General features: G+C 44.5%; 21 protein-coding genes and 1 riboswitch. Of the genes, 2 read left to right on the top strand and 19 right to left on the bottom strand.

The features are described 5' to 3' along the window. Window positions 1–15: 15 nt before the first annotated feature. The 8 genes from RQP52_RS08835 to RQP52_RS08870 form a co-directional block, all read right to left on the bottom strand. Window positions 16–339: an NIPSNAP family protein gene (locus tag RQP52_RS08835; protein ID WP_315950893.1), complete on the bottom strand. Its 324-nt coding sequence runs from the start codon at window positions 337–339 to the stop codon at window positions 16–18. A gap of 87 nt (window positions 340–426) precedes the next feature. After that, window positions 427–996 (bottom strand): TetR/AcrR family transcriptional regulator, encoded by a 570-nt coding sequence (locus tag RQP52_RS08840; protein ID WP_315950895.1) that lies wholly within the window; start codon window positions 994–996, stop codon window positions 427–429. A gap of 229 nt (window positions 997–1,225) precedes the next feature. Further along, window positions 1,226–2,074 (bottom strand): DUF6454 family protein, encoded by an 849-nt coding sequence (locus tag RQP52_RS08845; protein ID WP_315950897.1) that lies wholly within the window; start codon window positions 2,072–2,074, stop codon window positions 1,226–1,228. 36 nt (window positions 2,075–2,110) lie between these two features. Then, entirely contained in the window at window positions 2,111–2,956 is an 846-nt protein-coding gene (locus tag RQP52_RS08850; protein WP_315950899.1) for an ABC transporter permease, read from the bottom strand. Beyond that, window positions 2,953–4,134: an extracellular solute-binding protein gene (locus tag RQP52_RS08855; protein WP_315950900.1), complete on the bottom strand. Its 1,182-nt coding sequence runs from the start codon at window positions 4,132–4,134 to the stop codon at window positions 2,953–2,955. Before RQP52_RS08855 ends, RQP52_RS08850 begins: the two co-directional genes overlap by 4 nt. 24 nt (window positions 4,135–4,158) lie before the next feature. Next, window positions 4,159–5,190 (bottom strand): ABC transporter ATP-binding protein, encoded by a 1,032-nt coding sequence (locus RQP52_RS08860; RefSeq protein ID WP_315950902.1) that lies wholly within the window; start codon window positions 5,188–5,190, stop codon window positions 4,159–4,161. A gap of 35 nt (window positions 5,191–5,225) precedes the next feature. Continuing rightward, complete coding sequence (locus RQP52_RS08865; RefSeq protein ID WP_315950904.1) at window positions 5,226–6,050, bottom strand: ABC transporter permease; 825 nt, start codon at window positions 6,048–6,050, stop codon at window positions 5,226–5,228. Between the two features lie 5 nt (window positions 6,051–6,055). Next, a complete protein-coding gene (locus RQP52_RS08870) occupies window positions 6,056–7,087 on the bottom strand; it encodes a LacI family DNA-binding transcriptional regulator (protein WP_315950906.1) in 1,032 nt (343 codons plus the stop codon). A gap of 325 nt (window positions 7,088–7,412) precedes the next feature. On the opposite strand from RQP52_RS08870, the gene RQP52_RS08875 reads away from it, so the two are divergent. Further along, entirely contained in the window at window positions 7,413–8,912 is a 1,500-nt protein-coding gene (locus RQP52_RS08875) for a glycoside hydrolase family 26 protein (protein WP_315950908.1), read from the top strand. A gap of 91 nt (window positions 8,913–9,003) precedes the next feature. Here the strand turns inward: RQP52_RS08875 and gudD are convergent, their stop codons facing one another. Next, a complete protein-coding gene (gene gudD, locus RQP52_RS08880) occupies window positions 9,004–10,371 on the bottom strand; it encodes a glucarate dehydratase (RefSeq protein WP_315950910.1) in 1,368 nt (455 codons plus the stop codon). A 175-nt stretch (window positions 10,372–10,546) separates the two neighbouring features. On the opposite strand from gudD, the gene RQP52_RS08885 reads away from it, so the two are divergent. After that, entirely contained in the window at window positions 10,547–11,410 is an 864-nt protein-coding gene (locus RQP52_RS08885) for an alpha/beta fold hydrolase (protein ID WP_315950912.1), read from the top strand. A 51-nt stretch (window positions 11,411–11,461) separates the two neighbouring features. Here the strand turns inward: RQP52_RS08885 and RQP52_RS08890 are convergent, their stop codons facing one another. The 10 genes from RQP52_RS08890 to RQP52_RS08935 all read right to left on the bottom strand — a co-directional run bounded on the left by RQP52_RS08890 (window position 11,462) and on the right by RQP52_RS08935 (window position 23,998). Beyond that, window positions 11,462–11,845 carry a hypothetical protein gene (locus RQP52_RS08890; RefSeq protein WP_315950914.1) on the bottom strand — a complete coding sequence of 128 codons (384 nt, stop codon included), beginning with the start codon at window positions 11,843–11,845 and terminating at the stop codon, window positions 11,462–11,464. Between the two features lie 86 nt (window positions 11,846–11,931). Further along, window positions 11,932–12,069, bottom strand: a riboswitch (cyclic di-AMP (ydaO/yuaA leader). A gap of 58 nt (window positions 12,070–12,127) precedes the next feature. Then, window positions 12,128–12,958: an alpha/beta hydrolase gene (locus RQP52_RS08895; RefSeq protein WP_315950915.1), complete on the bottom strand. Its 831-nt coding sequence runs from the start codon at window positions 12,956–12,958 to the stop codon at window positions 12,128–12,130. 54 nt (window positions 12,959–13,012) lie between these two features. Continuing rightward, the gene (locus tag RQP52_RS08900) at window positions 13,013–13,456 is read right to left on the bottom strand and encodes a MarR family winged helix-turn-helix transcriptional regulator (RefSeq protein ID WP_315950916.1); all 444 of its coding nucleotides are present in this window, start codon (window positions 13,454–13,456) and stop codon (window positions 13,013–13,015) included. 61 nt (window positions 13,457–13,517) lie between these two features. Then, window positions 13,518–14,630 carry an oligogalacturonate lyase family protein gene (locus RQP52_RS08905; RefSeq protein ID WP_315950917.1) on the bottom strand — a complete coding sequence of 371 codons (1,113 nt, stop codon included), beginning with the start codon at window positions 14,628–14,630 and terminating at the stop codon, window positions 13,518–13,520. Between the two features lie 25 nt (window positions 14,631–14,655). Then, window positions 14,656–16,368: a hypothetical protein gene (locus RQP52_RS08910; protein WP_315950918.1), complete on the bottom strand. Its 1,713-nt coding sequence runs from the start codon at window positions 16,366–16,368 to the stop codon at window positions 14,656–14,658. A gap of 80 nt (window positions 16,369–16,448) precedes the next feature. Further along, entirely contained in the window at window positions 16,449–18,002 is a 1,554-nt protein-coding gene (locus tag RQP52_RS08915; RefSeq protein WP_315950919.1) for an extracellular solute-binding protein, read from the bottom strand. A 46-nt stretch (window positions 18,003–18,048) separates the two neighbouring features. Beyond that, window positions 18,049–18,945, bottom strand: a complete 897-nt coding sequence (locus tag RQP52_RS08920) for a carbohydrate ABC transporter permease (protein WP_315950920.1) — start codon at window positions 18,943–18,945, stop codon at window positions 18,049–18,051. Between the two features lie 12 nt (window positions 18,946–18,957). After that, on the bottom strand, window positions 18,958–19,935 hold the full coding sequence (locus tag RQP52_RS08925) for an ABC transporter permease (RefSeq protein WP_315950921.1): 978 nt from the start codon (window positions 19,933–19,935) through the stop codon (window positions 18,958–18,960). A gap of 96 nt (window positions 19,936–20,031) precedes the next feature. Next, a complete protein-coding gene (locus RQP52_RS08930; protein WP_315950922.1) occupies window positions 20,032–22,368 on the bottom strand; it encodes a helix-turn-helix domain-containing protein in 2,337 nt (778 codons plus the stop codon). Window positions 22,369–22,588: 220 nt separating this feature from the next. Beyond that, window positions 22,589–23,998 carry a PAS domain-containing sensor histidine kinase gene (locus tag RQP52_RS08935; RefSeq protein ID WP_315950924.1) on the bottom strand — a complete coding sequence of 470 codons (1,410 nt, stop codon included), beginning with the start codon at window positions 23,996–23,998 and terminating at the stop codon, window positions 22,589–22,591. Between the last annotated feature and the right edge of the window lie 75 nt (window positions 23,999–24,073).

Genomic DNA, 24,073 nt, shown 5'->3' on the forward strand with positions numbered 1-24,073 from the left:
TCGATCATTGGATTTTTATTTGTTTTCGAAAAAGGGGACATCTTTCATAAAGATGCTTTCTTGCTTTTTAACCAGCGGTCCATCAAGTTCTGAAAGTCGTTTTACTTCAATCCACTCCGGGTCGTTGCGGAATCTATCATAGTTCAGGTTACGATCCTCCATGGAGGCATGTTCAACAATATAATAGAGCCGGTTATTTGATTCATCGAAATCTTCCCAAAAAAGCGTTATTTTCATCTGATGTTTGTTAAATAATTGAATAACATGATCCCTGAATCTATCTAAAATAACCTGCATCTTGCCAGGATTAACATCATAAATCCTCAGCTCATATATCATCCTTTACGCCTCCTAGTAACTAGTTTCGTTCATTCCATTTACCTATTAAAAGGTAGATATGCATTAAAAAAACACTCGTTTTTCTCTTTACGTTAGGCTCGCAATTAATCCTTCGGCGATCACTTCAAACCTGTTTTTATCGCGAAAACTTCTTGCAAGTAACTGTGCTCCCTGAAGGGAAGCCAAAAATTTGTGGGCCTGTACATCCGCGGCACCTTCAAAGTTAATATGCCCTTCCCGACGCCCCTGATCCAATACACGCTCTAGCCATGTTAGGTTTGTTGTGAAAAACTGTGCTAACCTGTCTCGTACTTTAGCTGATAAAGTAGCTAGTTCCGTAGAAAGCATGACACTCAAACACGTACAGTAATCCTGAACTGGGCCATCAAAGATCAAGATGAATTTGCGCAATTTTTCTAAATTGTTCTGGGTTTCGATATCGATTTGAGCAATGGCTGACATCGAATGTTTGTGATAGCGAGTGATCAGCGCTTCTCCTAAATCCTCTTTGTTTGGAAAATGGTAATGAATGCTAGCTGTCCGTATCCCTACTTTTTCCGCAATATGTGCATAGCTGAATCCGTTAAACCCAACTTCTTGCACAATGTACTGGGCTGTATCTAAAATAATCTCTGCGGTATTCTTATGATTACTCATCGCGTTCTACCTTTTAGTAGATAGAGTTTCAACTCCTCTCTTCCTCAGATATTCAACCGCCCACTCATCATACTATGATTGAAGACATCCTGCATAATATAGAATCGTGATACTGAATATCTCGATTACAGATACCTGCTCGTACCATTGTATAAGTGCAATCCACATGGCGAATCCTATTGATAAATGAAAAAAGCACTCTAATGAGTGCTTCTTCACATCGATCTTTTTATATAGCCGCTTCATATATCAGCAATGATCCATGATTATCATCTGGAACGGCATAAAGTCTTATCGTTTCACCAGATATCTCTAAGAACACAGGATTACGGGTAATTACGTGACCTTGTGGGGAAAATTCAGTAATAGGTATTTCGTGAATGGTTTCTAATGTAAACAAATCTATTAGTGCTAATCCACCCAACTCGTAAGGCTTGGATTTGCTAGCAGGATTAACTAGCTCAGAGATACCGCTCACAATCATTTTACCATCACCTACATAATGCCCATCTTGATAGTCGATAAAATGGCTCGTATTTTCTTTGTCCAGTAGCTGCCGCCCACTTGAATCCCATTCATAGAATCTGCGTGAGCCCCAGCAGTTGCCGATTAGCTTACCATTCTGACCCTCACGGACCAATCCTCCGATATGATCTTGAACTCGGAACGATTCTTCTGCTTTTAAAGTAAGAGGATCAATTTTGTAAACGATAGATTGGCTGTGAGGCCGATATTCTGCGACAGGAACCCAAATATGCGTACCATCAAAATCAATACCACCTGGATGATACATGTCACCCTCACCTAATGGTGTCTTCTTCACGAGCCTTCCTTGACCATCGAAGACAAATAAATGGCCAATTCCTTTGCCAGGCGTACGATCATAACCCTGATTAGACTGGTCATATCTGATTGGCCATTCAATAAGTTCAACCGATGACATATAAAAGAAATCGCCGATTCGAACCATCCCTTGAGAGTGGTGATTGTTGAACTGCAGTTCTATTTGGTTTTTTAGCACCCATTTCGTGCTGCGTGTTAGATTTCTGAACCGCGCGATGAGTTTCTGATCATCCATGTGCATTGTCTCCAGTTAATCTTCATTTGCGTTGAATCATCTAGCCCTAGCACGTTCCTCTGTAATCATACTACGAATATAAAAGTACCCCATTACCGAACAAAGCAGGAACGTAAAGAAAGCAATCGCCGCAGCTAATTGTTTCTCCTGGAACACACCGAAAACCTGTTCCATCGAAACCCCTAACATTTGCGGAGCATTGGGCCCAATGAGAAATGGTGCCGTAAACGAACCGATCACGCCCATAAACACAAAAGTAACGGCCACTAGCAATGTTTTATACGTCAGCGGCAAAATGAAACGAACGAAGATTTGCAATTTACGTGCCCCTACGTCCTTCGCGCTTTCAATAATCGAATTAGGAACTGCGGATAAAGCTGAACCAAGCAGCATCGTCGTAAAAGGAATGTTAAACCATAAATTCGCGATAATAATCCCCTTCATGTCGAAAATAATACGTGGCATCTCTCCACCGTTAACCAGAAGCAGCAGGCGTGAAACCCATCCATGATTGCCAAGCAATTGGATTAAACCGTAGGTCGCGATAACAGATGGGATAAAGATTGGAATCATATACAATTTACGTATCCATTTTACCATCGTACCTGTATTAAATCTCATATAAGCAGCTAATGCATAGCTGATAATCAACACGAGAATTACGGAAACAACCGTTACTTCCAAGGTAAAAATAATGTTGGAGCGCATCAGCTTATCTGTGAATAAATACGTGTAATTGGATAAATCATAGCCGCCCGATTTATTCGTCAAGCTTTCCTTAAAGGAAATGATAATAGGAATGACGACAGTGACGAAAAGTAATAAAAAAGAGGGGATAACCAGAAGTAATCCGAATATCCCCATTTTCATTTGTTTACTCATTGCGCAGCAACTTCACTTTGCCAACGCTTCGTCATATCTTTATCCAGTTCGCCGATATTGAATGAGCGGAATCCTTCGGACGCACCTTTGAATGAATCTTGAATTTCTTTGGACATGTTAGAAAGCTTGATACCTGGGAAGCCATGCATTTTATCAACAACTACGCCTTGTGCCTCAGGTGAAAGAACGAAATCTAGGAATTTGTAGACAGCATCTTTCTTCTCTGACAGCTTAGGCACCATTAAGTATGTTGGTCCTCCATTAAAACCTGGCGTCAATTGCGTCATTTTCGTTGATTTCGGAAGCTGCCCTTTCGCGACTTGCTCAAGTACCATGTCGGACCAAGCTGGAATCATATCGACTTCACCGCTTGTCAACAAATCTAGAGTCCCTTGGTTTTTCTTCGGATAAATCCCTTTGCCATACACGGTTTTCCCAAGTTCTTTGAGCAGAGCAAAACCTTGATCCCAACCTTTTTCAACGCTTGGATCGGAATTATGAATCGCTTCCTCCGGCAAGAACTTATACAGGGCAGTCGCTACAAAAGAGTTACCGGCCCCACCTGTAGATGGATCGTTATAAGCGAATTTGGACGGATTTTTCTTGATCCAATCGTACAATTCATCCAAAGTTTTTGGTGGTGTAGCTACTTTATCGCTGTTATAAGCCAATACAACGGCAGATGAACGATAAGGAATAGCGAGATTGGAGATATCTTTCAGTGTTTTTTCATCGACAGCAGCTAGATTTTTAATTTTGTCAACTGCTAAGGAATCCCACAGATCATCTTTTTGTCCCCGAGTGACATTAGACAAGCCATCTTCGTACAAATCGATATCGCCGGATCCTTTATTCGCTTGTTTGGCAGCAAGAATACGGTCATACGTTGGTTGTGCGCCAGTACCTGAAGGAATGTACACCGGTTTTACCTTCACATCTGCATTTTGTTTCTCAAACATAGGGATTAACGTATCCCATAGATCTTTAACATTTTGCGATCCCGTAAAATAGAAGGTAAACTCAACAGGTTTTTTGCTATCTGCCGTTGCTTTAACTGGAGCGTTGCTTGGAGCAGCAGATGAACCTGCATTTGTCGCAGAATTACCACACCCGGAGATGAAAGCTGCCGTAGCGGTCATTAAAGTGACTAGCGTAATCGCGGATTTCTTGCGTAACATGGAAATGCCTCCTTGGATTTGGGTTTAATTTTCGGAAAATGCAATGATTTTGGCAAAGTTTGCTTTTACATGTTGTCCTGTATGGAGATCCTTGACAGAATCCCTTGGTTGAAACGCCCGGATTGTTCCGTACTGAGGTAAATCAATGGATACTTCGGCATAATGCCCAAGCACCATCACTTGTTTAATCACACCCGAAAGGCCGTGTCCTTCTTCACTTTCTATGATCACATCTTCAGGTCGAACGGCAAGATGTACATGCCCGGACAGATTTTTTGAATTTGGAAAACTTAGATGCCCGACGGTCACGCGTTCGGCAGCGATCACCCCTTTCAAAAAGTTCATTTTGCCGATAAATTGAGAAACGAACAAAGTACTTGGTTCATCGTAAATTTCTTGTGGTGAAGCGATTTGCTCGATGTTCCCTTGATTCATAACGACAATACGATCCGAAATCGATAACGCTTCTTCCTGATCATGAGTGACGAATACCATCGTAAGGCCTGTTTTGGACTGAATTTCCCTTAGCTCTTCCCTCATCTCGTGGCGAAGCTTAGCGTCCAGCGCGGAGAAGGGCTCATCGAGCAAAAGAACAGCCGGCTTCAGAAGCAGTGATCTTGCAACCGCGATACGCTGCTGTTGTCCACCGGAAAGTTCGCCCGGATATTTCTTCTCGGCTCCAGGCAAGCGAACCAACTGCAGCACTTCATTTACGGCTTTATCGATTTCCGCCTTTTTGATCTTGCGTATTTTAAGACCGAATGCGAGGTTGTCATACACCGTCATATGCGGCCATAAATTGTAACCTTGAAAAACCATGGATGTCGGACGTTTCTCAGGAGGCGCTTGAAGCACACTTTTACCCTCAATAAGAATGTCGCCGGAATCGGGATCGAGAAATCCTCCGATGCTGCGAAGAACAGTTGTTTTACCACAGCCTGAAGGGCCAAGCAAAGTAATTAACTCCCCTTTACGAACATCAAGGGAAATTCCGGTTACGCCTTCTCCTGTTTTATAGCGTTTCGTCAATTGTTGAACTGAAAGCTGAATGTCCATGTGTGCCCCCTTCTATTTGATAAATGGATCTGTCGTCATTTGAGTTGGAAGCCGCTGGACATAATATCCGCGCTCACAAAGCGCTGTGCAGCCAGCAAGAGAATAATCGTCGGCGCTGTCAAAATAATGGAAAATACAGCTCCTGCATAGGCCGGATAATCGCTAATAATCGAGTACATGACAATCGGCATCGTTTTATAGTTTGGGATACCCACAAGGAACGTGCCCTGAGCTTCGTCCAGCGAATTCAAGAATGTAAAGATAGAAGCTACGATAATTCCCGGCATAGCCATAGGAAGTGTAATACTGCGGAACACGCGGAACGGGCTCGCTCCCACATCCCTGGCTGATTCCTCTTGTGCCATATGCACATTGCGGAAAGCAGCCGTTGGAATCCATGTCATGAACATGAGTACGTTAATCATATGGATCAAAACAACGCCTATTAACGTGTTCATCAGTCCGAGTTTGAAGAAAAGCACAGCAATCGAAACGTAAAGTCCCATTTTTGGAAAAGCATGTGTCAGAAGAAACGAGAACAAGAAAAACTTGCTAAGTGGAAATCGTATGCGTGCAAACGCATAAGCTGCCGGAATGCAAAGCACAATGGAAAGTGCCGTTACGATTGTTGCGATGACAAAAGACAAACCGATCGATTTTGCTATATCTTCTTGCTGGAACACAAACGTCCACCACTTCAGTGACCACTCATGCGGCAAGATATCGGGGTAGGTCCATTTGCCGGTAAAAGCCAGAATAGCGAGATTGAGCAGCGGGCCCAAGAAAAAAATGACAAACACAACAAGAATGAGAAATTCTACGATTTTACGTGGGCCTAATGCTTTTAAATACCAACGCATGCGGACTAACCACTCCTTTCAATGGAAAATGTTTGAGTCGATTGACGGACAATGAGTTTGGGCACTAGCTGCTTGGGATGCTCAATGTGTGCTTCCTGGCGGATAAGCTTGTCGAGCAAACTGAAGGCCTGAATCCCCATCTCTTCCGTATTGACCCTGATCGTTGTCAAAGAGGGTGTAAACATTGCGGCAAAGTCGATATCATCGAAGCCGACAACCGCTACTTGTTCGGGAATGCGTACCGACTGTTCCAGCATAAACTTCATCGCGCCAAGCGCGATCATGTCGTTGGTGGCAAATAACGATGTATATCCGCCTGAGCGAAACTGCTCCCAATGGGCGCGCATGAGCTCATACCCCTCGCCAAACGTGGACGTCGATGCCTGTAAGATCGAGCTTGACGGGAACGTAATCCCCAATTCTTTCAAATGATTTTTGAAGCCTTTCAGCCTCAAATTGTGACTGCGATGCGTTTGTGGTCCAGCGATCACGAAGATGTGACGATGACCCTGATCTGCGAGATGTTCAGCAACCATTCGGCCGCCTTCCTCGTCTTGATTCACAATGTGCATGACACCATCGACATCCGTGGAGCCATTGACCATGACATAGGGAACTCCGAAGTTTGCGATGTAATCAATGACATTTTGCTGCAAACGGCTAATAAGGATTAGCCCGTCCACCCTTTTTTCCATCATAAAATCGGCCGAACGCAGCGACATTTCATGATCTGTCGTAACGAAAACGGAATAATTCAGGCTTGCAGCTGTCATTAAAATAGCATCTAGAATTTTCCCATAAAATGGATGAGATGCAATCGGATGATGCCGGCGATAAATCAGAACGCCAATGTTATGTGTTCTTTGTGAAACCATTGCCCTTGCTACGGCATTAGGCTTATATTGCAGTTCTTCAATCAGCTGCAGCACTTTATTGCGTACTTCCAAGCTGGTATAGCCCTTGCCAGATATCACGCGAGACACAGTGGATTTGGATACACCGGCGCGCAGGGCAATTTCCTTAATCGTATGCTCCATGATGCGACCTCATTCCTGTATGTGAGACCGTTCCCACACACTTAATTTAACTTAGAAATATTATTGCTGTGTTAGCAGCAATATAAGTAATTGTAAAGGCAAAGAAGCTGCCCCCAGGTTCTCGCAACTTTCGGAACAGCCCATTAGTAGGTAAACCTTACGAATTATTTGTACAACGGCAGCTGAAATGACCACTCCATTGACCGTCTCCCAGCTTTGGGCATACAATTAACTTACTGATTCCACGGAGGCTTCTATCTTCCTTACGAGAGGAACTTATCACATGTTTAAAAAGGTTATCTGGACATTAGGAGCCCTAAGTCTAGTGAGTTGCATCGTGATTACTTTGGTAGTCATAGAAAGTAAATTGGATGGTCTCGAACAAAGTCGATCAGAATCTGCTGTCGCACTGACTCCTCCCAATTCCTCTTCTACTCCCAAGTCCAAACAGCCGGATATTTTAACCTATTGGAAGAACCAAGAGAAGAAATCCGCACAATCCGGTTATTCGGAAGCCGCTTCAGTCTATCAAAATCGGATCATAGCATACTCAGCAGGTCTTCCTTCGATATCGCCATTAACTTATGATTGGTCTAGCATCCAAAGTCCTTCAGTGAATATGGAGCTTTATCTCCGCGTTCCTATGACAACGGAATCTACCAATCTTGCAAAACATGAGCCAGCTTCAGGGACTTATATAGGTATGTTAGGGGCAGATCGCAGAGTCGGGTACGATGTTACGAAGATTGAAGATGTGTACGGGCGAAAACACGCCCTTTATTTGGCTTATGTCGGTTGGCGGAAGGTACAGACCGATACGAATACCTATTTCCCCGCGCGAACAGCGGAAAGAGTCAAAGAGCTTGGCGGCGCACTCCAGATCGGTTGGGAGCCGCGCTTTGGTTTAGACGACGTGCTGGATGACGAATACATTCGCCGTTTTGCCCGGGAAGCCAAGGCTTCCGGCATTCCCATTTTCTTGCGTTATGCTTCGGAGATGAATGGCGCATGGGTGCCATGGCATGGAAGTCCCCAGCAGTATATTGAGAAATTCCGCCTTGTTCATGACATTATGGCCGAAGAAGCGCCTAATGTTGCGATGGTTTGGTCCCCTAATTTCTCGCCGTCGAATACGATTGATGACTACTATCCAGGGGACTCTTACGTAGACTGGGTTGGTTTCTCTTTGTATAACACACCCTATTCAGCAGATAAAGAGCAGCTAAAAGGAACCGTAATTGATACCTTCACACCTCTCTACGAGCGCTATCGTCATAAGCCCATTATGATTTCAGAGGGCGCTATTGCTCACACCTACCTGCCTACGAACCAAACGTACTGGAGCTGGGCTGAAGGACAACTGGGCTATATGTACGGTTTACTGCCGCGATTGTTTCCGCAGGTAAAAGCGATTACCTACTTTAACTTCAGTCGAGCTCAAGCGATTCGAACGAATGGGCCTTATGTGTATGATATCGGGGAGAACCCCTTCATGGACGGCTTATATCAACGGCTCATCCAATCCGATTGGTTCCTAGGTAAGGTTCAGACAGGCGTTGACCCCATACAATATCGCTATACGCCTGTTACCGATCAATCTCTTCCTACTGGCAAACAAACTGTTCTTGTTTATCCTAAGCTTGAGAACGAACGGGGTGAACCCCCATTTGCTATCGCCATTTACCAAGGCAATCAGCTTCTTGGCGTCAGTTATGAGGCTCCCTGGGATATAGACATTCAAGTGAATGTGGAATCAGCGGCAGAACCTTGGTACGCCGTCGCTTACAATGATAAGATGGAGCCCACTGCTGTCAGCAAAAACTAAATGAAATTGGAGTTTTCTATTTTATTTTCACTGAACATAGGCAAAAATAGCCGCTGTTTCCTCTATTCAGGAAACAGCGGCTATCTATTATCTATCTCAAAAGGCAAGGTCGTTTGTGGTCAAATTTCCAATTGGGAATATAAAATTGCATGGCCAGCGCATCATCACGCGCTCCCAAGCCCTCTTGGTTGTATAGCTGATGCGCCTTTTCAATGGCTTCCATGTCAATTTCTACTCCCAGACCCGGCTTGCTCGGAACATCCACCATGCCCCCAACAATCTGAAACGGCTCCTTGGTTAACTGCTGTCCATCCTGCCAAATCCAGTGTGTATCAATGGCCGTAATTTTCCCCGGCGCTGCGGCTGCCACATGGGTAAACATCGCAAGCGATATATCAAAATGGTTGTTCGAGTGAGATCCCCATGTAAGCCCCCATTCCTGACACATCTGAGCTACTCTAACAGAGCCCTGCATCGTCCAGAAATGTGGATCAGCTAACGGAATGTCGACAGATTGCAGCTGAATCGTATGGCCCATCTGGCGCCAATCGGTAGCGATCATGTTCGTTGCCGTTGGAAGGCCTGTCTCACGCCGGAACTCGGCCATGATCTCACGGCCTGAATAACCGTTTTCTGCACCGCATGGGTCTTCCGCATAAGCCAATATGTGATGCTGATCACGGCATAGGTGAATCGCCTCAGCTAAAGACCATGCCCCGTTAGGGTCAAGTGTAATTCTGGCTTGAGGGAAACGTTCCGCCAGCGCAGTGACCGCTTCAATCTCCTCCTCACCGCGCAGGACGCCACCTTTTAACTTAAAATCGTTAAAGCCATATCGTTGATACGCCGCTTCGGCAAGTTTCACCACGGCTTCAGGTGTAAGCGCTTCCTCGTGACGCAGTCGAAACCAGTCATTCGGAGCATTTTCAGCGCCCTGATACGGAAGGTTTGTCCGATTTCGGTCCCCCACATAGAACAAGTAGCCTAACATTTCTACTTTATCGCGCTGTTGACCTTCTCCTAGCAATGCTGCAACCGGTACATCCAAGAATTTACCTAAGAGATCAAGTAATGCCGCTTCCAACGCCGAAACGGCGTGTATTGTGATGCGTAGATCAAAAGTCTGCAAACCGCGTCCTCCCAGATCCCGATCAGCGAATTGCTTGCGAACTTTAGTAAGAATGTTATTGTATTGGCCGATCGATTGACCGATAACCAGTGGGCTTGTGTCTTCAAGCGTTTTACGAATATTCTCGCCGCCCGGTACTTCACCAACGCCCGTATGACCTGCACTGTCTTTGAGGATAACGATGTTACGTGTAAAGAATGGAGCATGCGCTCCACTTAGATTGAAGAGCATACTATCGTGCCCTGCAACTGGAATTACTTTTAGTTCGGTAATAATTGGCGTGCTGGACGCTTGATTTCTCGATTGCTCATTTAGCAGTTCTTGTTTCATGGCTGATCTCTCCCTTTCCAATGGATGAATACCAGTTTAATGAAGATGACAACTAATTCGCATAACTTAAGTTAAATTGTACCACGTCATCTAGCTCCTAAGTACTTAAATAACTTTTATTCACATATTTTTGTTAGGGAATAATATGCGCTTCGCTGGAGAGGACGTTGAAATGATGATTCATTATAAAAAAATGAAGATCGACGGCTGGGAGTTATTTTTTCGCCAAGCCGGTAGTCCGTACAACCCAACCATCATCCTTCTTCATGGTTTTCCAAGCTCATCCCATATGTTCAGGGATTTGATTCCTCAACTCACAGACCGATTTCATGTCATTGCTCCTGACTATCTAGGGTACGGAAATAGCAGTATGCCTTCCGTTGAAGAATTTGCGTACACCTTTGAGAATCTATCACTTATGATTGAAAAGCTTATAGATAATCTCTGTATTTCTCACTATATTTTGTACACCCATGATTATGGAGGTCCTATCGGCTTCAGACTGGCTGTACGGAATCCGCATCGTATTCTAGGATTCGTTATTCAGAATGCTGTGGTTAGTGAAGACGGATTAGGGAAACCGTTCGATCTTTTCAAAGCACTTTGGGCGGATCGAAATCCTGCAACTGAAGCGGCCTTTGCCCAGCTTGCAACCTTTCATTTTACAAAAATGCAGTATGTAACGGGCGTGTGTCATCCCTATCGAATTAGTCCCGATGGTTACCTAATGGACCAGTTATTTTTGGATCGACCCGGTAATAGCCAAATTCAGTTGGAATTGGGCTACGATTATCGGACCAACGTCGAACAATACCCTGTTTGGCAGCAATACTTGCGAACTTATCAACCTCCTACGCTTATAACCTGGGGCAAAAATGATTTTATTTTTACGGTGCAAGGAGCTCTTGCTTTCGGAGAACTATTAACATGTGTGGAAACTCACTTTTTATGCGGGGGACATTTTGTTCTGGAAGAGCAAAGTCAGCAAGTTGCGGAGCTTATCAAGTGCTTTTTTGGCCGTATCTATGCGCGAAAATAAACGAAAAAGGAGCTGCCGTCAGGCAAGCTCCTTCTCTATTGTTGAAAATCGTTAATTCGTATGGCTGATGTACGCTCTGAGGCAAGGATACGGACCACTGAAAATATGCGCCATGGCTACGATAAAGTTAAGGTGATCCAGTAAAATTTGGAGAGTGGTTCCGACGAGATGGGCTAGCGATTGTTCAACCGCTAATTCCTTTTCTGAACTCAGTTGGTTAAGCAGCTCATTATTTTGAGCGACCGTTTTACTAATTTCCATTAACGTCTGTGTTTCGACGTCTGATGGCCGGTAAGCCAAATTCGGAAATTGAATGTCGTACGTCTCCAACCGCTGTTTCAAATGAAGAATCTCATGTTGGCGCTGTACGGAATCGTTGGCTCTCTTCCATGGAAAAAGATTCTTCCATTCTTTGGTTACTTTCATAAGCAGCATGTCTAGTTCCTCCTATTTTCTCTAGAAGAGAAAAAGGAAGCGAGGGAATAGAACCTCAAATCACAATGTTCCATTGAATGTTTCTATCCATTTCTTTCTACGCTGACGAAGTTAGCTGACGGATTCGGGTTGAAAGTTAACCCTAACACTTCACTTTGTGTACTCACCCCAGGAAACTTGGTTCCCCCGCTTCTTTAATCTAAAGAATTAAGCGTATTTTATCAATTTACTCCAATGTATACCGAGAAGCAATAGTAATATTTTCTTATCTATTCAATGTCCTTAGTCATACATCCCTTGTAACCATAACATGATCCGATCTACTACCTCCATATATCTTTGCCCAACAAGCAATCCGGTGTGAGTCGTATCCCAAAGTCCTGTATACTCTGCATGGAGATGCTCCGCTGTCGCCTTTCCCCGCCGGTCATCCTCTTCACGATTAATTGCTTTAATAACCAAGGCTGGATTAACCATCAAACTGCTGTCTATCGATATCCCACCGCTTGCCCCCAAAGAGAAATAAAAATCGTTAAATGCTTTTAATGACTCCACAGTTATATACTTTCTCTGAAAATTAATGTCATCCATTGATTCATCTATACTGGAATTCTCTTCTCGGGATGGTGCGGGCATTAATACTCCTGTTGTCCTTCTAGCTATTTCTTTGTAGGGTACAGCTTCATAAACTTCCTTACTTATGCTTGTATCGATCACCACTAAGCCTGCAAGTTCGTTGGTTTCAGCCAGCTTCTGGCTCAAAATTCCTCCCATGCTAAATCCTATGAGTATCGGTGGAGCCTCACACTCGGCCAAAACCTCTTTCATATCCTCCAAATAATCTTCGAATGTTACATTTGTCAAATCGAGCACTCTACTTTTGTAGTGACCTCTCAAATTCATAACATAGCAATTCCATCCCTTGTTTATAAAGTGTGGGATGTATTTGCTCCACATCCAACTGCCCGTGTAGGCACCGTGTACAAATAAAAGCGGAGGTTTTTGGGAGGCTTCCTTCGGTAGCTCCTCTCCCTCGAAAATTTCTATAAATAGATCATTTTCTCCGATATATTTCACACGATGATCTGGCAAATCTTTTGTATAATCTTTCATGATAAGTTTCACCTCGTTATATAGTTTGACATCAAACTATTAGTCTAAAAAAATTTAAAAATTGTTATAAATTTTCGTTAGAATTCTCAGTAATTCTTCCTTTTCTTTATCCGTAATGTCCATGTAAAATACATCTAACATTTTTTCTGAGATGGTTTCAAATATCGGTTTCAGTTCCTCCCCTTTTGGCGTTAAGGCAACATAGACGACCCTTGAATCTACGGTGTCCCTTTCCTTTGTCACGTATCCTAGACGGACCAATTTATCTACGAGTGCAGTCACTGTAGACTTATCTTTATCAATTTTCTTGGCAATCTCCGCCATAGTCAATCTAGGCATCTTAAATAGAGCAAAGATAATATCCCCATGTGAAATGGCAATATCGTCGACCCCATATTTCGCCATCTCGGCTATGATAAACCGATTGGTCTTTTCTCTGATTCTGGAAATAATTGATACAGCGTCTCTTGGTTTCATATCTGTATTATAGTTTGACATCAAACTAATGTCAAATATATTTGAGGCAGCCGATGCAACTAGCCGGCTGCCTCGAACATTGTCACAAATCCACTTTATACATACAAGGAACGCCCTCCATATCAGAGGTAAAGATGATAAATGTGCCATCTGGAGAAAAAGCCGGATGCGGATGAGCATCCTGTGTGTTACCGTATGACTTCCAGCTAGTTCCATGGGAGCATAAACGCTCTTCTTGCCTCCGTTCTACATCCACTAAATAGATGAAGTGCTGCTCGGGCAGCTGCCCGTCCCCGACGATCATCGTATGATTGGCATTCGAAATAAAGTGGCAATACTTAGAGCAATTCATCCAGATTTCTTCCTCTAATGTCTCCGAGTCCATGAAACGGATACTTTCGTGATAGAGATCATCTTTATGTCTGTACACATAAGCGAATCTAGAGCCATCGGCAAGCCAATATTCATGTGTGATGAGCTCATCATGCGTCTGTTCCTTCGCACAGCGCAGCAGCGTCCCGTCCTTTTGGACTAGCCAGAGTCTGGCATCAATCAAATGCCCAGGACCTTCATGACAAAATAAAATGGTTGATGGGTCATTGGGACGAATTTGCGGATGCCCCAGCCAGCAGTCCAGCTCCTCATGCGCGATATGGCTGGTTCGCTGTTCGATATCCAGGTAGATGATTCGGCAGTGCGGCTTCGCTGCCCATTGTGGCTCGAAGTTGGACCAGTCCCCTTTGCCCGGTACAACATCCTTTTCATTAATTTCGACCAGAACGAGATACTTGTCATCTGAGCTGAGGCCGGGATTCGCATTGGATTTCCAGCCTGCAGGTGATGTATAGAGAACGTCTTCCTTCAGCGTCGTCATATCCAATCGCATAATCCGCTGATCTCGGCAATAGATCAAGTAGTTATCGTCACTCGTCAGACTGCAGCTGAAATCGTGAATATCGGGTCCTTCCGTTAATTGCAGAGCCGATCCATCGTTCAGATCCATCTTGTAAAGCTGACGGAATCCCTCTCGCTCACTAGCGTAAATGAGATAGCGATTGTCGTTTGTAATCATTTTATAATAAAAATAAGGATGATGATTTACCTGCTCCGGGGCTGTCAAACGAGTCATAGATCGGCCCGTGTAGGCATCGACAAACGGATGGAACTCGTTACGAATCGTAGATCCTTTAGCCATCTGTGATCACTCCATTCTCTTAATGTTAGGGACGAGGCCGCAGCATTTTCATCTTCTCAGCAGGTTTAAGCGGTAAGGTCAATTGAAGCGGCGAGCGGTTAGGGGTACGGAATACCGCCCGAACCTCTGCGTTCGCTTCTAAGACGGAAGCCGAAGTGTCGAGCTCTTCTCCTTGTTCGCCCAAACGCCATGCAAACAGAAGCAGCGCTTCCTGCATACGATCAAAAGCAAATCTCTTCCGCTCGCCGGCGTAGATAACATAGTCAAGGAACAGTTTATCCTGTTCCTGCCTGAGCTCCCAGCTTGGCTGTTCCCCGTCAAAGGCTGCGAATATTCTTTTCACCTGCAGCGTCTGCTCTGCTACGTGTACTGTAGCTGCTTCGGCTTCTCGCGAGACAGCTTCTGCCCTAACCTCATGCAGGCTTCCTCCAATCTCAAAGCGAACTCTTAGGTCCGCTGATTCGATGGCACCATCAATGGGATCGAGCCCAATGTGCGTATTGCCGCCATTTGTGCAAAATCCGATGCCGAACAACACATCCTTCCCCTTTTGAACACTGGAATAGATACCGGAAGAATAGTCATAACCTTCGTTCAGCAGGCGCAAATGAATATAGGTAGATGCATCACCGTTGCGTACATAAGCTAGCAAATTGCGGCGCTGATTCCACATCACATCTTTGCTGAAGGTTCCCACACTAACCGGCCCTTCCATATACGTAGTTGCTTGGTTAACAATGTCGCCAGCCTCGTCTTTGCTAATTGTTTGTACATGTTCCGCTGTCTCTGTTCGTTTGAACGCCGGTATGTACTTCTCAGGACATCCAATATCATTGCCATACCAATCCAGATTGTATGTCAGTTGATCGACTGGCATGAAGTCCAACTCACCTCGGCTGGCAATCTGCAAGAAGGATAAAACTTCCGGCGTCATCATCGTATGATAGGCACGGCTGTGCGGGCCTGACCATTGCTTGCTGGGGACATGGAAATGCTCGGCCACCATCCCCCATGCCACATCCAGCATTTCCGAGCTGAGCTGTTTCGCTTCCGCAACTCGGGTCGCTGTATGAATGCTCGACAATTCCTGTATCGCCACGATCGTATATGTCGGACTGTTATACTCCTGGAACGTTCCCAGCTGTTTCGTGTACTCGCTGAAAAGACGTAACCGCTCCAAGCCATAATTCAAGTACTTTTCTTCGCCATAGACCTCGCCTGTAAGCAACGTAACGAAGGCGCCCATTATGGCAATGTTCGTATAGCTAGGACCGACATTTCGCTTGATAATGGCGTCGCATGCACAATAAAGCGCATGCCTCATTTGTTCGCGCAGACCCGGGCTCAGGATATCGGAATGCCTCTGCTCGGCCAGCACCAGCCGCTTTCCGCAGAAGTCCGCCCAATTCCAGTCTGGCGGAGCCATCCTCTCCAGCGGCTCTTCGTAGAACCAAGACCAGATGCCGAAGGTAGCATGCTCCGGATTCTGATCCTGCAGGCTGATTACCTGTTCTAGTATGCCTTCTGCTCTTTCGATATGATGAGGCTGACGGCTGTCCAGCATTCCCAGCGCATAAACACACGCTGCCAAGGTGGGGTGAGTAAACGCTACATCTTTTAACGTACTGTGATAACCCGGCGTATGAAAAGGCTTGCGAACCATCCGCAGTTCAGGCGTATAGTCTTCGTGCCATTTATTAAGCTGATCAAGCAGCATCTTATTTGCATCCATTGTCATTTGATTACACTCCCTTATTCGAATGAAATAGCCCCCCAACTCCTGTTCGAATCGGGAGGCTGCTTAGCCTTCAATGAAGTTTACTTGCCTTTCACATTGTTCTGATACCAATCTTGCGCTAACTTATCAACGTTATCGCCGCCGAGACGTTTCCATTCCTTGCGAAGCTGCTCCATCCCCCATTGCGGCGTATATTGGGCACCACCTGTAATGACTTTTGTTTCAATATCATCAGACAATGGGCCATATGACGTAGAAGTTTCGCTCAGCTCAGGGAATGTTGGGTTGAACGGAATATCGCGTCTGTATTTGTTTTTCATAGCCACCTTGAGCGATTCACCCTGCACTTTGGCATATTCTTGTGAAATTGCATCCGTTGCCGCCATCACGGCGAAATCCTCTGGCTTCGGACTCCATTGATCGAGCACGGCATACTCTGGCGCATAGATCGTTTCCTTCTTATTCTTCTCAGCATCAATCGTTTGAGGGACACCATTAACCAGCTTGTAATGAACACCTTCCGTGCCGAATCTGACATCGAACCAGTTTTTGTCTATCCACCAATCCAGCAATTTGATTGCAGCTTCCGGATTTTTCATATCCTTATTAAACACAATCAAACGGTTTGCCGGCGGTTCTTGATACAAACCGAACTTCCCATACTTCGTTGAAACCGGCTCTAAAGGGACAAGCTGCGAATTAGGGACATTTTGCTTCAATTCCCGGTATTCGGCTCCAATGTTCCAACTCGCGAAGTAGATGCCTGCTTTCCCTGTCACGAACAGCTGTCTTTCCTTCTGGAAGTTCTTGTCCGTAATATATTCTTTGTCAATCAGCCCTTCATCGAAGAAAAGTTTAAGTTCTGCAAGCACATCGGCATACCGATCCGTTAAGCCGCCGTACACGATTTTATCGTTGTCCAGATACCAGTTACTCTTGTTAGATGCATACATCGCCTGAATAATACCTGCGTAGTTATAGTTAAAAGCAGCACCCAACGTATCATTTTTACCATTGCCATCAGGATCTTTATCCCTAAACGCCCGCATCACATTGACCATCTCATCCATTGTCGTCGGCGCCTTCAGTCCCAGCTTATCGAGCCAGTCTTGGCGGATCCACATTCCGTGATTCGCAATGGCGTCAATGCCCCGAGCGCTGGTCGCCATATAGGTTTTGCCATCAAACATCGTGTATGGCTTCAGCTCCGGATGCGCTTTCAAATAAGCTTTGTAGGAGGTGCTGTATTTCTCGATATAGTCGTCAATGGGTTGAATGGCTCCTTGCTCTTTCAATGTCGCCATGTAATCACGCCCGAATTCCCACATCATATCCGGCGCTTCGCCGGCAGCGATGAGCGTGTTTAACTTCTTCGTTGATTCGGTCCGCAGGATCGGAACCCACTTCACATTGATACCCGATTTCTCACTGATGTATTTGGTCGTCCGGTTACTCTCATAAGTTCCTTCGTCACTCGCCACTTGGCCGCGGTCAAGGATAGAAACACTGACTTCCAGTTTCTTATTCTCTCCTGACGCTTTACCAGGATTATCCGTGCTAGTTGGAGAGGAGCAAGCTGCAATTGTGAATAAAGAAGCGACTAGCGTTAAAGCTACGTGCTTTTGTTTAATCATGAATTCTTCGCCTCCTGCAATAAGAATGATAAGCATGGATTTTCGATTAGCCCTTAATCGAACCAATCAAGACACCTTTTACAAAATACTTCTGTAAGAATGGGTAGACACACAGGATTGGAAGCACCGAGATAATGATGGCAGCAGCCCTTAATCCCTCCGGAGTTACCATCGTTTGCATAGAAGCGCCTTCGCTCCCGTTCGTTGCATTCGTATTCAGCAGATTCTGACTTGTCGTATCGATCATCTGCAGCAGCTTCACCATCAATGAGAGCTTCCCCGAATTCGTGATATACATGAGAACGTTCATATACGAATTCCACCAGGTTACCGAATAGAATAACGTCAGCGCTGCTATAATCGGCATGGAGAGAGGAAGAATAATTTTCCAAATAATAAACAGATCATTAGCTCCATCAATCGCTGCGGATTCCTCAAGTTCCGAAGGCAATCCTTCAAAAAATGATTTCATGACGAAAAAATTGTACGTGCTCAGAAGTCCAGGCAGCCAAAGCGCCCAATACGTGTTCATGATGCCCAGCGTCTTGATAAGAATATAGTTGGGGATGATCCCCCCGCCGAACAGCATCGTGAACGTTATGATCATAAGCAGGACATTCCTGCCCTTGAGCCGCTTGCGACTTAACGGATAGGCCGCCATGATCGTTGCCACTAGGTTGATGGAAGTTCCCACAACCGTAATGGTTAATGTATTTTTCATGGCATGAAACAGCTGGCCGTCTTCAATCAAATTTTTAAAAGAAGTGAATGTGATTTCCTTCGGCCATAGGAAGACTTCCCCTGACATAATAGCCCGAGAACTGCTTAATGAGGTAGATAGCACATGAATGAACGGGAACAATGTCATCATGGCAAGTACCGCCAGAAATACATAGATGACGCCATAAACCAGTTTAATTGACGAGCTCTGACTGCCGGACACAGCATTCCCCTCCTACCATAGCCCATTCTCGCCTAAGGCTTTAATTAATCGATTCACGCTGACAACCAGAATCAAGCCAATGACGGATTGAAACAAACCAAGCGCCGTCGTATAGCTGTACTGCGAGCCTTCAAGACCTACGTGATAAACATAGGTGCTGATGACATTCGCAACCTCTGAAACCGCTTTATTTTGCAATACGAAAATATGCTCGAATCCAACGTCCATCATCTGTCCCACACGCAGAATCAGCAGAATTGCAATCGTGGACCGGATACCCGGCAGTGTAACGTGCCAGATCCGCCGAAGCTTGCTCGCGCCGTCAATCTTCGCTGCTTCATACAGCTGAGGATCAATGCCGGCCATGGCGGCCAGGTAGAGAATGGTTCCCCAACCCGCATTCTGCCAGATCCCCGACAAAATGAACGTAATCGGCCACCAGAAGGTGCTTGCCATGAAGTAAATCGGCTCTATACCGAACAGCTTCACCAAAGTAAAGTTTACGATTCCCGTGGATGGAGACAGCAGCGCGATAACAATTCCGCCAAGTACGACCCAGGAGATAAAATGCGGAATATAGAGTAAATTCTGAATCGTTCGCTTGTACCATTCCAACCGGACTTCATTTAAAAGGATGGCTAGTGCAATAGGAACCGGGAAAGCGAAAACGATACTGTACACATTCAGCAAAAGCGTATTCTTTAATACAGTGAAAAAATCCGGACTTGTGAACAATCTGTTGAAATGTTTCAGGCCAACCCATTGACTCCCCCATATGCCATCGGCGAAACGATAATTCTTGAAGGCAATGATCTCACCGAACATCGGCGTGTACTTAAATAGGAAATAGTAAGCAAAAATCGGAAGCAGCAATAGATACAAGTATTTGTCCCGCTTCACATACTTCCATGCCCGTTTAAGCTTCGTTGTCTGCTCCTTCTTTCCGATAATGGCTTGTGCGGTGGTAGCCCCGACGGTTCGTGATTTCATGTCCCTACCTCCTCTCAGGTCGATGTCTTGCACCTTTATGGTAACGTTCTAGGATGGATTTGGCATATAGACACTTTTTAAAAATACACACCTTTTTTAACCGGATACGTATTCGCCATTTTTATCATCTTCGCCTTTTTTAAGATTTTCCCTGAATTCACCTGGTGTTTGGCCTGTATATTTCTTGAAAATACGGATAAAGCTTTGAACATTGTTATAACCTACGCTCTCCGCGATGGTGTTGACCTTCTGTTTCGAACCCAGCAGCAGCTCTTTTGACTTCTCCATGCGGATCTGAATCAGACAATCCATAAAATTCGTTTCCGTTGTTTCCTTGAAGAGTTTACTTAAATAAGGAACGCTTAGCTCAAATTGCGCCGCCAACAGATTGAGCGAGAGATCGCTGTCCATATAATGCTGCTCGAGATACGCCAGAACCTGCCCGATGGTATCGTGGTGCCCTTTGGAGAGCCGCTTCTCTTCGGTGCGCACAATGAGCTGATGGAGGAAATCGGACATGTAGCTCTTCAGTTCAGCGACTTTGACGCAGCTCTCAATCCGGTCATAGATATTTTCCTTCGGATCCAGGAATTCTTTGATTTCCAGACCTTTATCCGAAATGACCTTAATCGATTTCATAATCATCTGAATGCACATCTGCTTAATTAACTCGGGAGGAACATTGCCCACCACGACCTCGCCAAAAATTTTATCCAGCTGCGATCGAAGCTTGTTTTTATCTGTTTCCCGAATCAAGTTGACGACAGAATCAATTAACGCCGTAATCCTGTAAAATTTCTCATTATAATTGCTGCCCGCAATATCGTCGATGGAGACAACGGTGTTATCGCCCATAATTAATTTGTATTTCAGTGCATTCAGCGCTTCTTCATAGGAAGTTTGGATGCCTTCCAGATTGGTCTGTGGACTACCAACACCGATGGTTACCGTTTGTTTAAAATGAATCCCTACATAATTTTTCACCAAATCAGCAACCTGCAGAGCTTGAATTTGATTGCCTTGCGAATCCTCCGATTCGAAGCTCATGATGACGGTGACTCTCCCATCGGTCAATTCCACGGAAGTCCCCTTGCATACGCCTGCGATGAGTTCGTCGGCAACATTGCTGATGGCATAAGTAAATAAATAAACATCTCGCGGTGTGTGATTCTCTTGGATACGATCCAGTTCAATGATGAGCACGATGAATTGTTTATGATATAAGTCTATACCGAGCGTATGGAAATACGGCTTCATCCGGTCATAGTTCGTTTTGTCCCCCATCAGCAAACTCATGATCAGACGCCATTTCAATGCTGGCAAGCTGTCGTTCATTTGTTTCTGCAAGGATTCGTTGTCAGATATCATCTGTTTGAAAAACTGCTCCATATAGGTAAGGTCGCCGGAGCGAACCGATTTCTTACCCGCAACGGAATGAAAGAAAAGTTCGAGAGGCCGGAACGTGTAATTGCTTACTGCAAATACAAGCACAATTGCTAGCAAGAACATTCCCGATGTCACAACCAGCAGCAAATTGCGGACAATCATTAACGGTCGGTTCATCTCGGGATCAGGGACAATACTGATATATTTCCAACCATTATAACTGGAAGTTAGATAAAAGGTTGTGTAGCTTCCGCTTTTCGTATGCGTCGTAATATAACCGTTATCCTTAAACTCACTTAACTCGGGGGCGCCGGGAATCGTGCTGAAGGAATGAAACAGATGCTCTTTGTTCTGCGAAGAAATAATCATCCCTTGGTTATTAATAACTAACGTTTGACCTGCCCTTTGCTGATCCACATCTTGAATGAGATTGGAAAGCGTGCTTTCCGCGACATTGACAATAATGGCACCCTTCCGAAACTGCGGTAAGCTAATTAGAGGGTAAGTACGCACCAATGTAATCATATTTTTCTCTATTTGCAGTCCTGAGCTGACCTCCGTGACCTTCCTGGTGTCGAGCCATTCGCCGTAGCCCTTCATGCTGACATAAGCATCATGCCAAGCCATATCGTAGAAGCTGGATTCATCCGAGTATGTTACATCAGTCAACAAGCTCTTGTTCGCTAGAGAATACAAATAAAACGAGGAGATATTGCTGTTCGTAAACATCAGCGTCTTGAACCGTGTATTCAAAATGCGGAAATAATTGAGCCGCAGTTCATCGCTCGCGTATCTGCCATTGAGGAATAACTCGACATCCGGTTCTTGTATGAAATTAATCGTGCTTGTATCTATTTCATGCAGCATCATTTCAATCTTCTGTTGACTCAGATGGAGCAGCGCTGTATTTGTGCGGCGGAGCTGATCTTCCATGCCCCCTTTCGAGCTTAAATAGGACAACCACACGGTGGATGAGATGATGATTAGGAAAAAAACACCATAAATCACCTTGAATCTGGCCGAAATGTTACCTTGTAAAAATTGCATGGTTATCTCCTTTTCTCCTAGAAAAATAGAGGCTGGACAATGTGGCACATCTTTATTGGTAACGCTTACAAATTTCCATTTGTAAATCCTTTCCTCATATGATAAAGCAACAATGGGGATTGTTCAACCTGACAAAAAGAAGGTAACTGCCCGACAAATGGAAAATACCCCTACAAGTAAACGGCTGTCTACCTGAAGGGATATGATCCTGACGCAAACGCTATTTTTTTATTGGCAGTTCGATCTGTACCGTAGTTCCATGGTTAATCTTACTCTGAATCGTCAAATCTCCATCATGTCCATGAATAATTCGTTTGCAAACCATTAGCCCTAAACCGGTGCCATTCGTCTTTGTCGTGAAAAACGGCTCCCCCAACTGAGTCAGCTTATCTTCAGAAATACCTACACCTTGATCTTCGACACAAATAATCAATCGTTCATCCAGGACATTTCTTACAGATATCTGTATCAATCCACCATTCACCATGGACTCAATCGCATTCTTCAATATATTAATTAAGACTTGTTTAATTTGGTCTGGAATACAATAAATGACGGGGATGTCCTGATCCATGTCCAATTGTATTTGCACGTTATACAGATGAGCATGTGGCTGAAGAAAGGCAATGACACTTTGTACAAGCTCCCGAGGATTACTCTCCAGATAGTAACTCAAGTGTGGTTTGGCCAGCGTCATAAATTCATTCACAACATAATTGATATGCTCGAGTTCTTCCATCATCACATCAACATAGTCGGCATTTTTCGCTTTTAATAAATGTACGAACCCTTTTAAAGACGTTAAGGGATTACGGATATCATGCGCGATGCCAGCTGCCAATTGACCGATTAACGACAGTTTCTCTGATCGGATAATCGCTTCTTCCGACTTCTTGCGCTCCGTGAGATCGCGAATGACGCTCTGCATGACCGGATTCCCAATATTTTTGTGAACATAAATCGAGGATATTTCCGCATCAAAAAACGTGCCGTCTTTCTTGCGCATTTTCCGCTCCACAAAATCACTGTAGTTATCCATCTGCATGATCTGTTCAATTCGCTCAATGATGACTTCCTTATCCTTTGGACAGAAATAATCATAAATTGAATTTCCTATGAATTCATCGGATGAAGCTTCGCCAAAAAGATTACAGCAGGCATCATTCACAAACAGGACGAGCCCGTCTTTATGCAAAACAATGGGTTCAGGATTAAGCTTAAGAAGTCTCCTGTACTGTTTCTCACTCTCAAAAAGCTCCTCTTCCACTCTTTTCTTTTCACTAATATCTCGTTCCAAACCGACAAAGCCGACTACGTTTCCATCCGTATCTTTCAAAGGCGAGACGGACACATTGGCAATAAATGTCGTCCCGTCTTTTCTAAGTTTTATCGCTTCGAAATCCTTGATTTGTTCACCGTTGATTAATGACTTGTACAATTGAAGAGCATCTTCTTTAAAATCATCCGGTGTCATTGGCAACACTTGTCCAATAACCTCATCCCTCGTCCAGCCATGTAACTCTTCAAATTTCTTATTTACTTCCAGCACGGTTCCATTTATATCGACGATTACAATCCCATCGGATGTTAAATTCATGAAGGAATCAATTAAGTATTCTTTTAAATTCATGAGTAAATATCCCCTAGTTCAATCAAGTGATAGTAACTGTATTCGTCTCCAATGGTTAAAAACCTTTATTAATCG

Origin of the sequence: Paenibacillus violae (genome assembly GCF_032461945.1) — a bacterium.
Classification (GTDB): domain Bacteria; phylum Bacillota; class Bacilli; order Paenibacillales; family NBRC-103111; genus Paenibacillus_E; species Paenibacillus_E violae.

Bases quoted from the DNA above. Each gene is read 5' to 3' on its own strand.
- RQP52_RS08835 (WP_315950893.1), bottom strand. From the start codon at position 339: ATGATATATGAGCTGAGGATTTATGATGTTAATCCTGGCAAGATGCAG.
- RQP52_RS08840 (WP_315950895.1), bottom strand. From the start codon at position 996: ATGAGTAATCATAAGAATACCGCAGAGATTATTTTAGATACAGCCCAG.
- RQP52_RS08845 (WP_315950897.1), bottom strand. From the start codon at position 2,074: ATGGATGATCAGAAACTCATCGCGCGGTTCAGAAATCTAACACGCAGC.
- RQP52_RS08850 (WP_315950899.1), bottom strand. From the start codon at position 2,956: ATGAGTAAACAAATGAAAATGGGGATATTCGGATTACTTCTGGTTATC.
- RQP52_RS08855 (WP_315950900.1), bottom strand. From the start codon at position 4,134: ATGTTACGCAAGAAATCCGCGATTACGCTAGTCACTTTAATGACCGCT.
- RQP52_RS08860 (WP_315950902.1), bottom strand. From the start codon at position 5,190: ATGGACATTCAGCTTTCAGTTCAACAATTGACGAAACGCTATAAAACA.
- RQP52_RS08865 (WP_315950904.1), bottom strand. From the start codon at position 6,050: ATGCGTTGGTATTTAAAAGCATTAGGCCCACGTAAAATCGTAGAATTT.
- RQP52_RS08870 (WP_315950906.1), bottom strand. From the start codon at position 7,087: ATGGAGCATACGATTAAGGAAATTGCCCTGCGCGCCGGTGTATCCAAA.
- gudD (WP_315950910.1), bottom strand. From the start codon at position 10,371: ATGAAACAAGAACTGCTAAATGAGCAATCGAGAAATCAAGCGTCCAGC.
- RQP52_RS08885 (WP_315950912.1), top strand. From the start codon at position 10,547: ATGATTCATTATAAAAAAATGAAGATCGACGGCTGGGAGTTATTTTTT.
- RQP52_RS08890 (WP_315950914.1), bottom strand. From the start codon at position 11,845: ATGCTGCTTATGAAAGTAACCAAAGAATGGAAGAATCTTTTTCCATGG.
- RQP52_RS08895 (WP_315950915.1), bottom strand. From the start codon at position 12,958: ATGAAAGATTATACAAAAGATTTGCCAGATCATCGTGTGAAATATATC.
- RQP52_RS08900 (WP_315950916.1), bottom strand. From the start codon at position 13,456: ATGTCAAACTATAATACAGATATGAAACCAAGAGACGCTGTATCAATT.
- RQP52_RS08905 (WP_315950917.1), bottom strand. From the start codon at position 14,630: ATGGCTAAAGGATCTACGATTCGTAACGAGTTCCATCCGTTTGTCGAT.
- RQP52_RS08910 (WP_315950918.1), bottom strand. From the start codon at position 16,368: ATGACAATGGATGCAAATAAGATGCTGCTTGATCAGCTTAATAAATGG.
- RQP52_RS08915 (WP_315950919.1), bottom strand. From the start codon at position 18,002: ATGATTAAACAAAAGCACGTAGCTTTAACGCTAGTCGCTTCTTTATTC.
- RQP52_RS08925 (WP_315950921.1), bottom strand. From the start codon at position 19,935: ATGAAATCACGAACCGTCGGGGCTACCACCGCACAAGCCATTATCGGA.
- RQP52_RS08930 (WP_315950922.1), bottom strand. From the start codon at position 22,368: ATGCAATTTTTACAAGGTAACATTTCGGCCAGATTCAAGGTGATTTAT.
- RQP52_RS08935 (WP_315950924.1), bottom strand. From the start codon at position 23,998: ATGAATTTAAAAGAATACTTAATTGATTCCTTCATGAATTTAACATCC.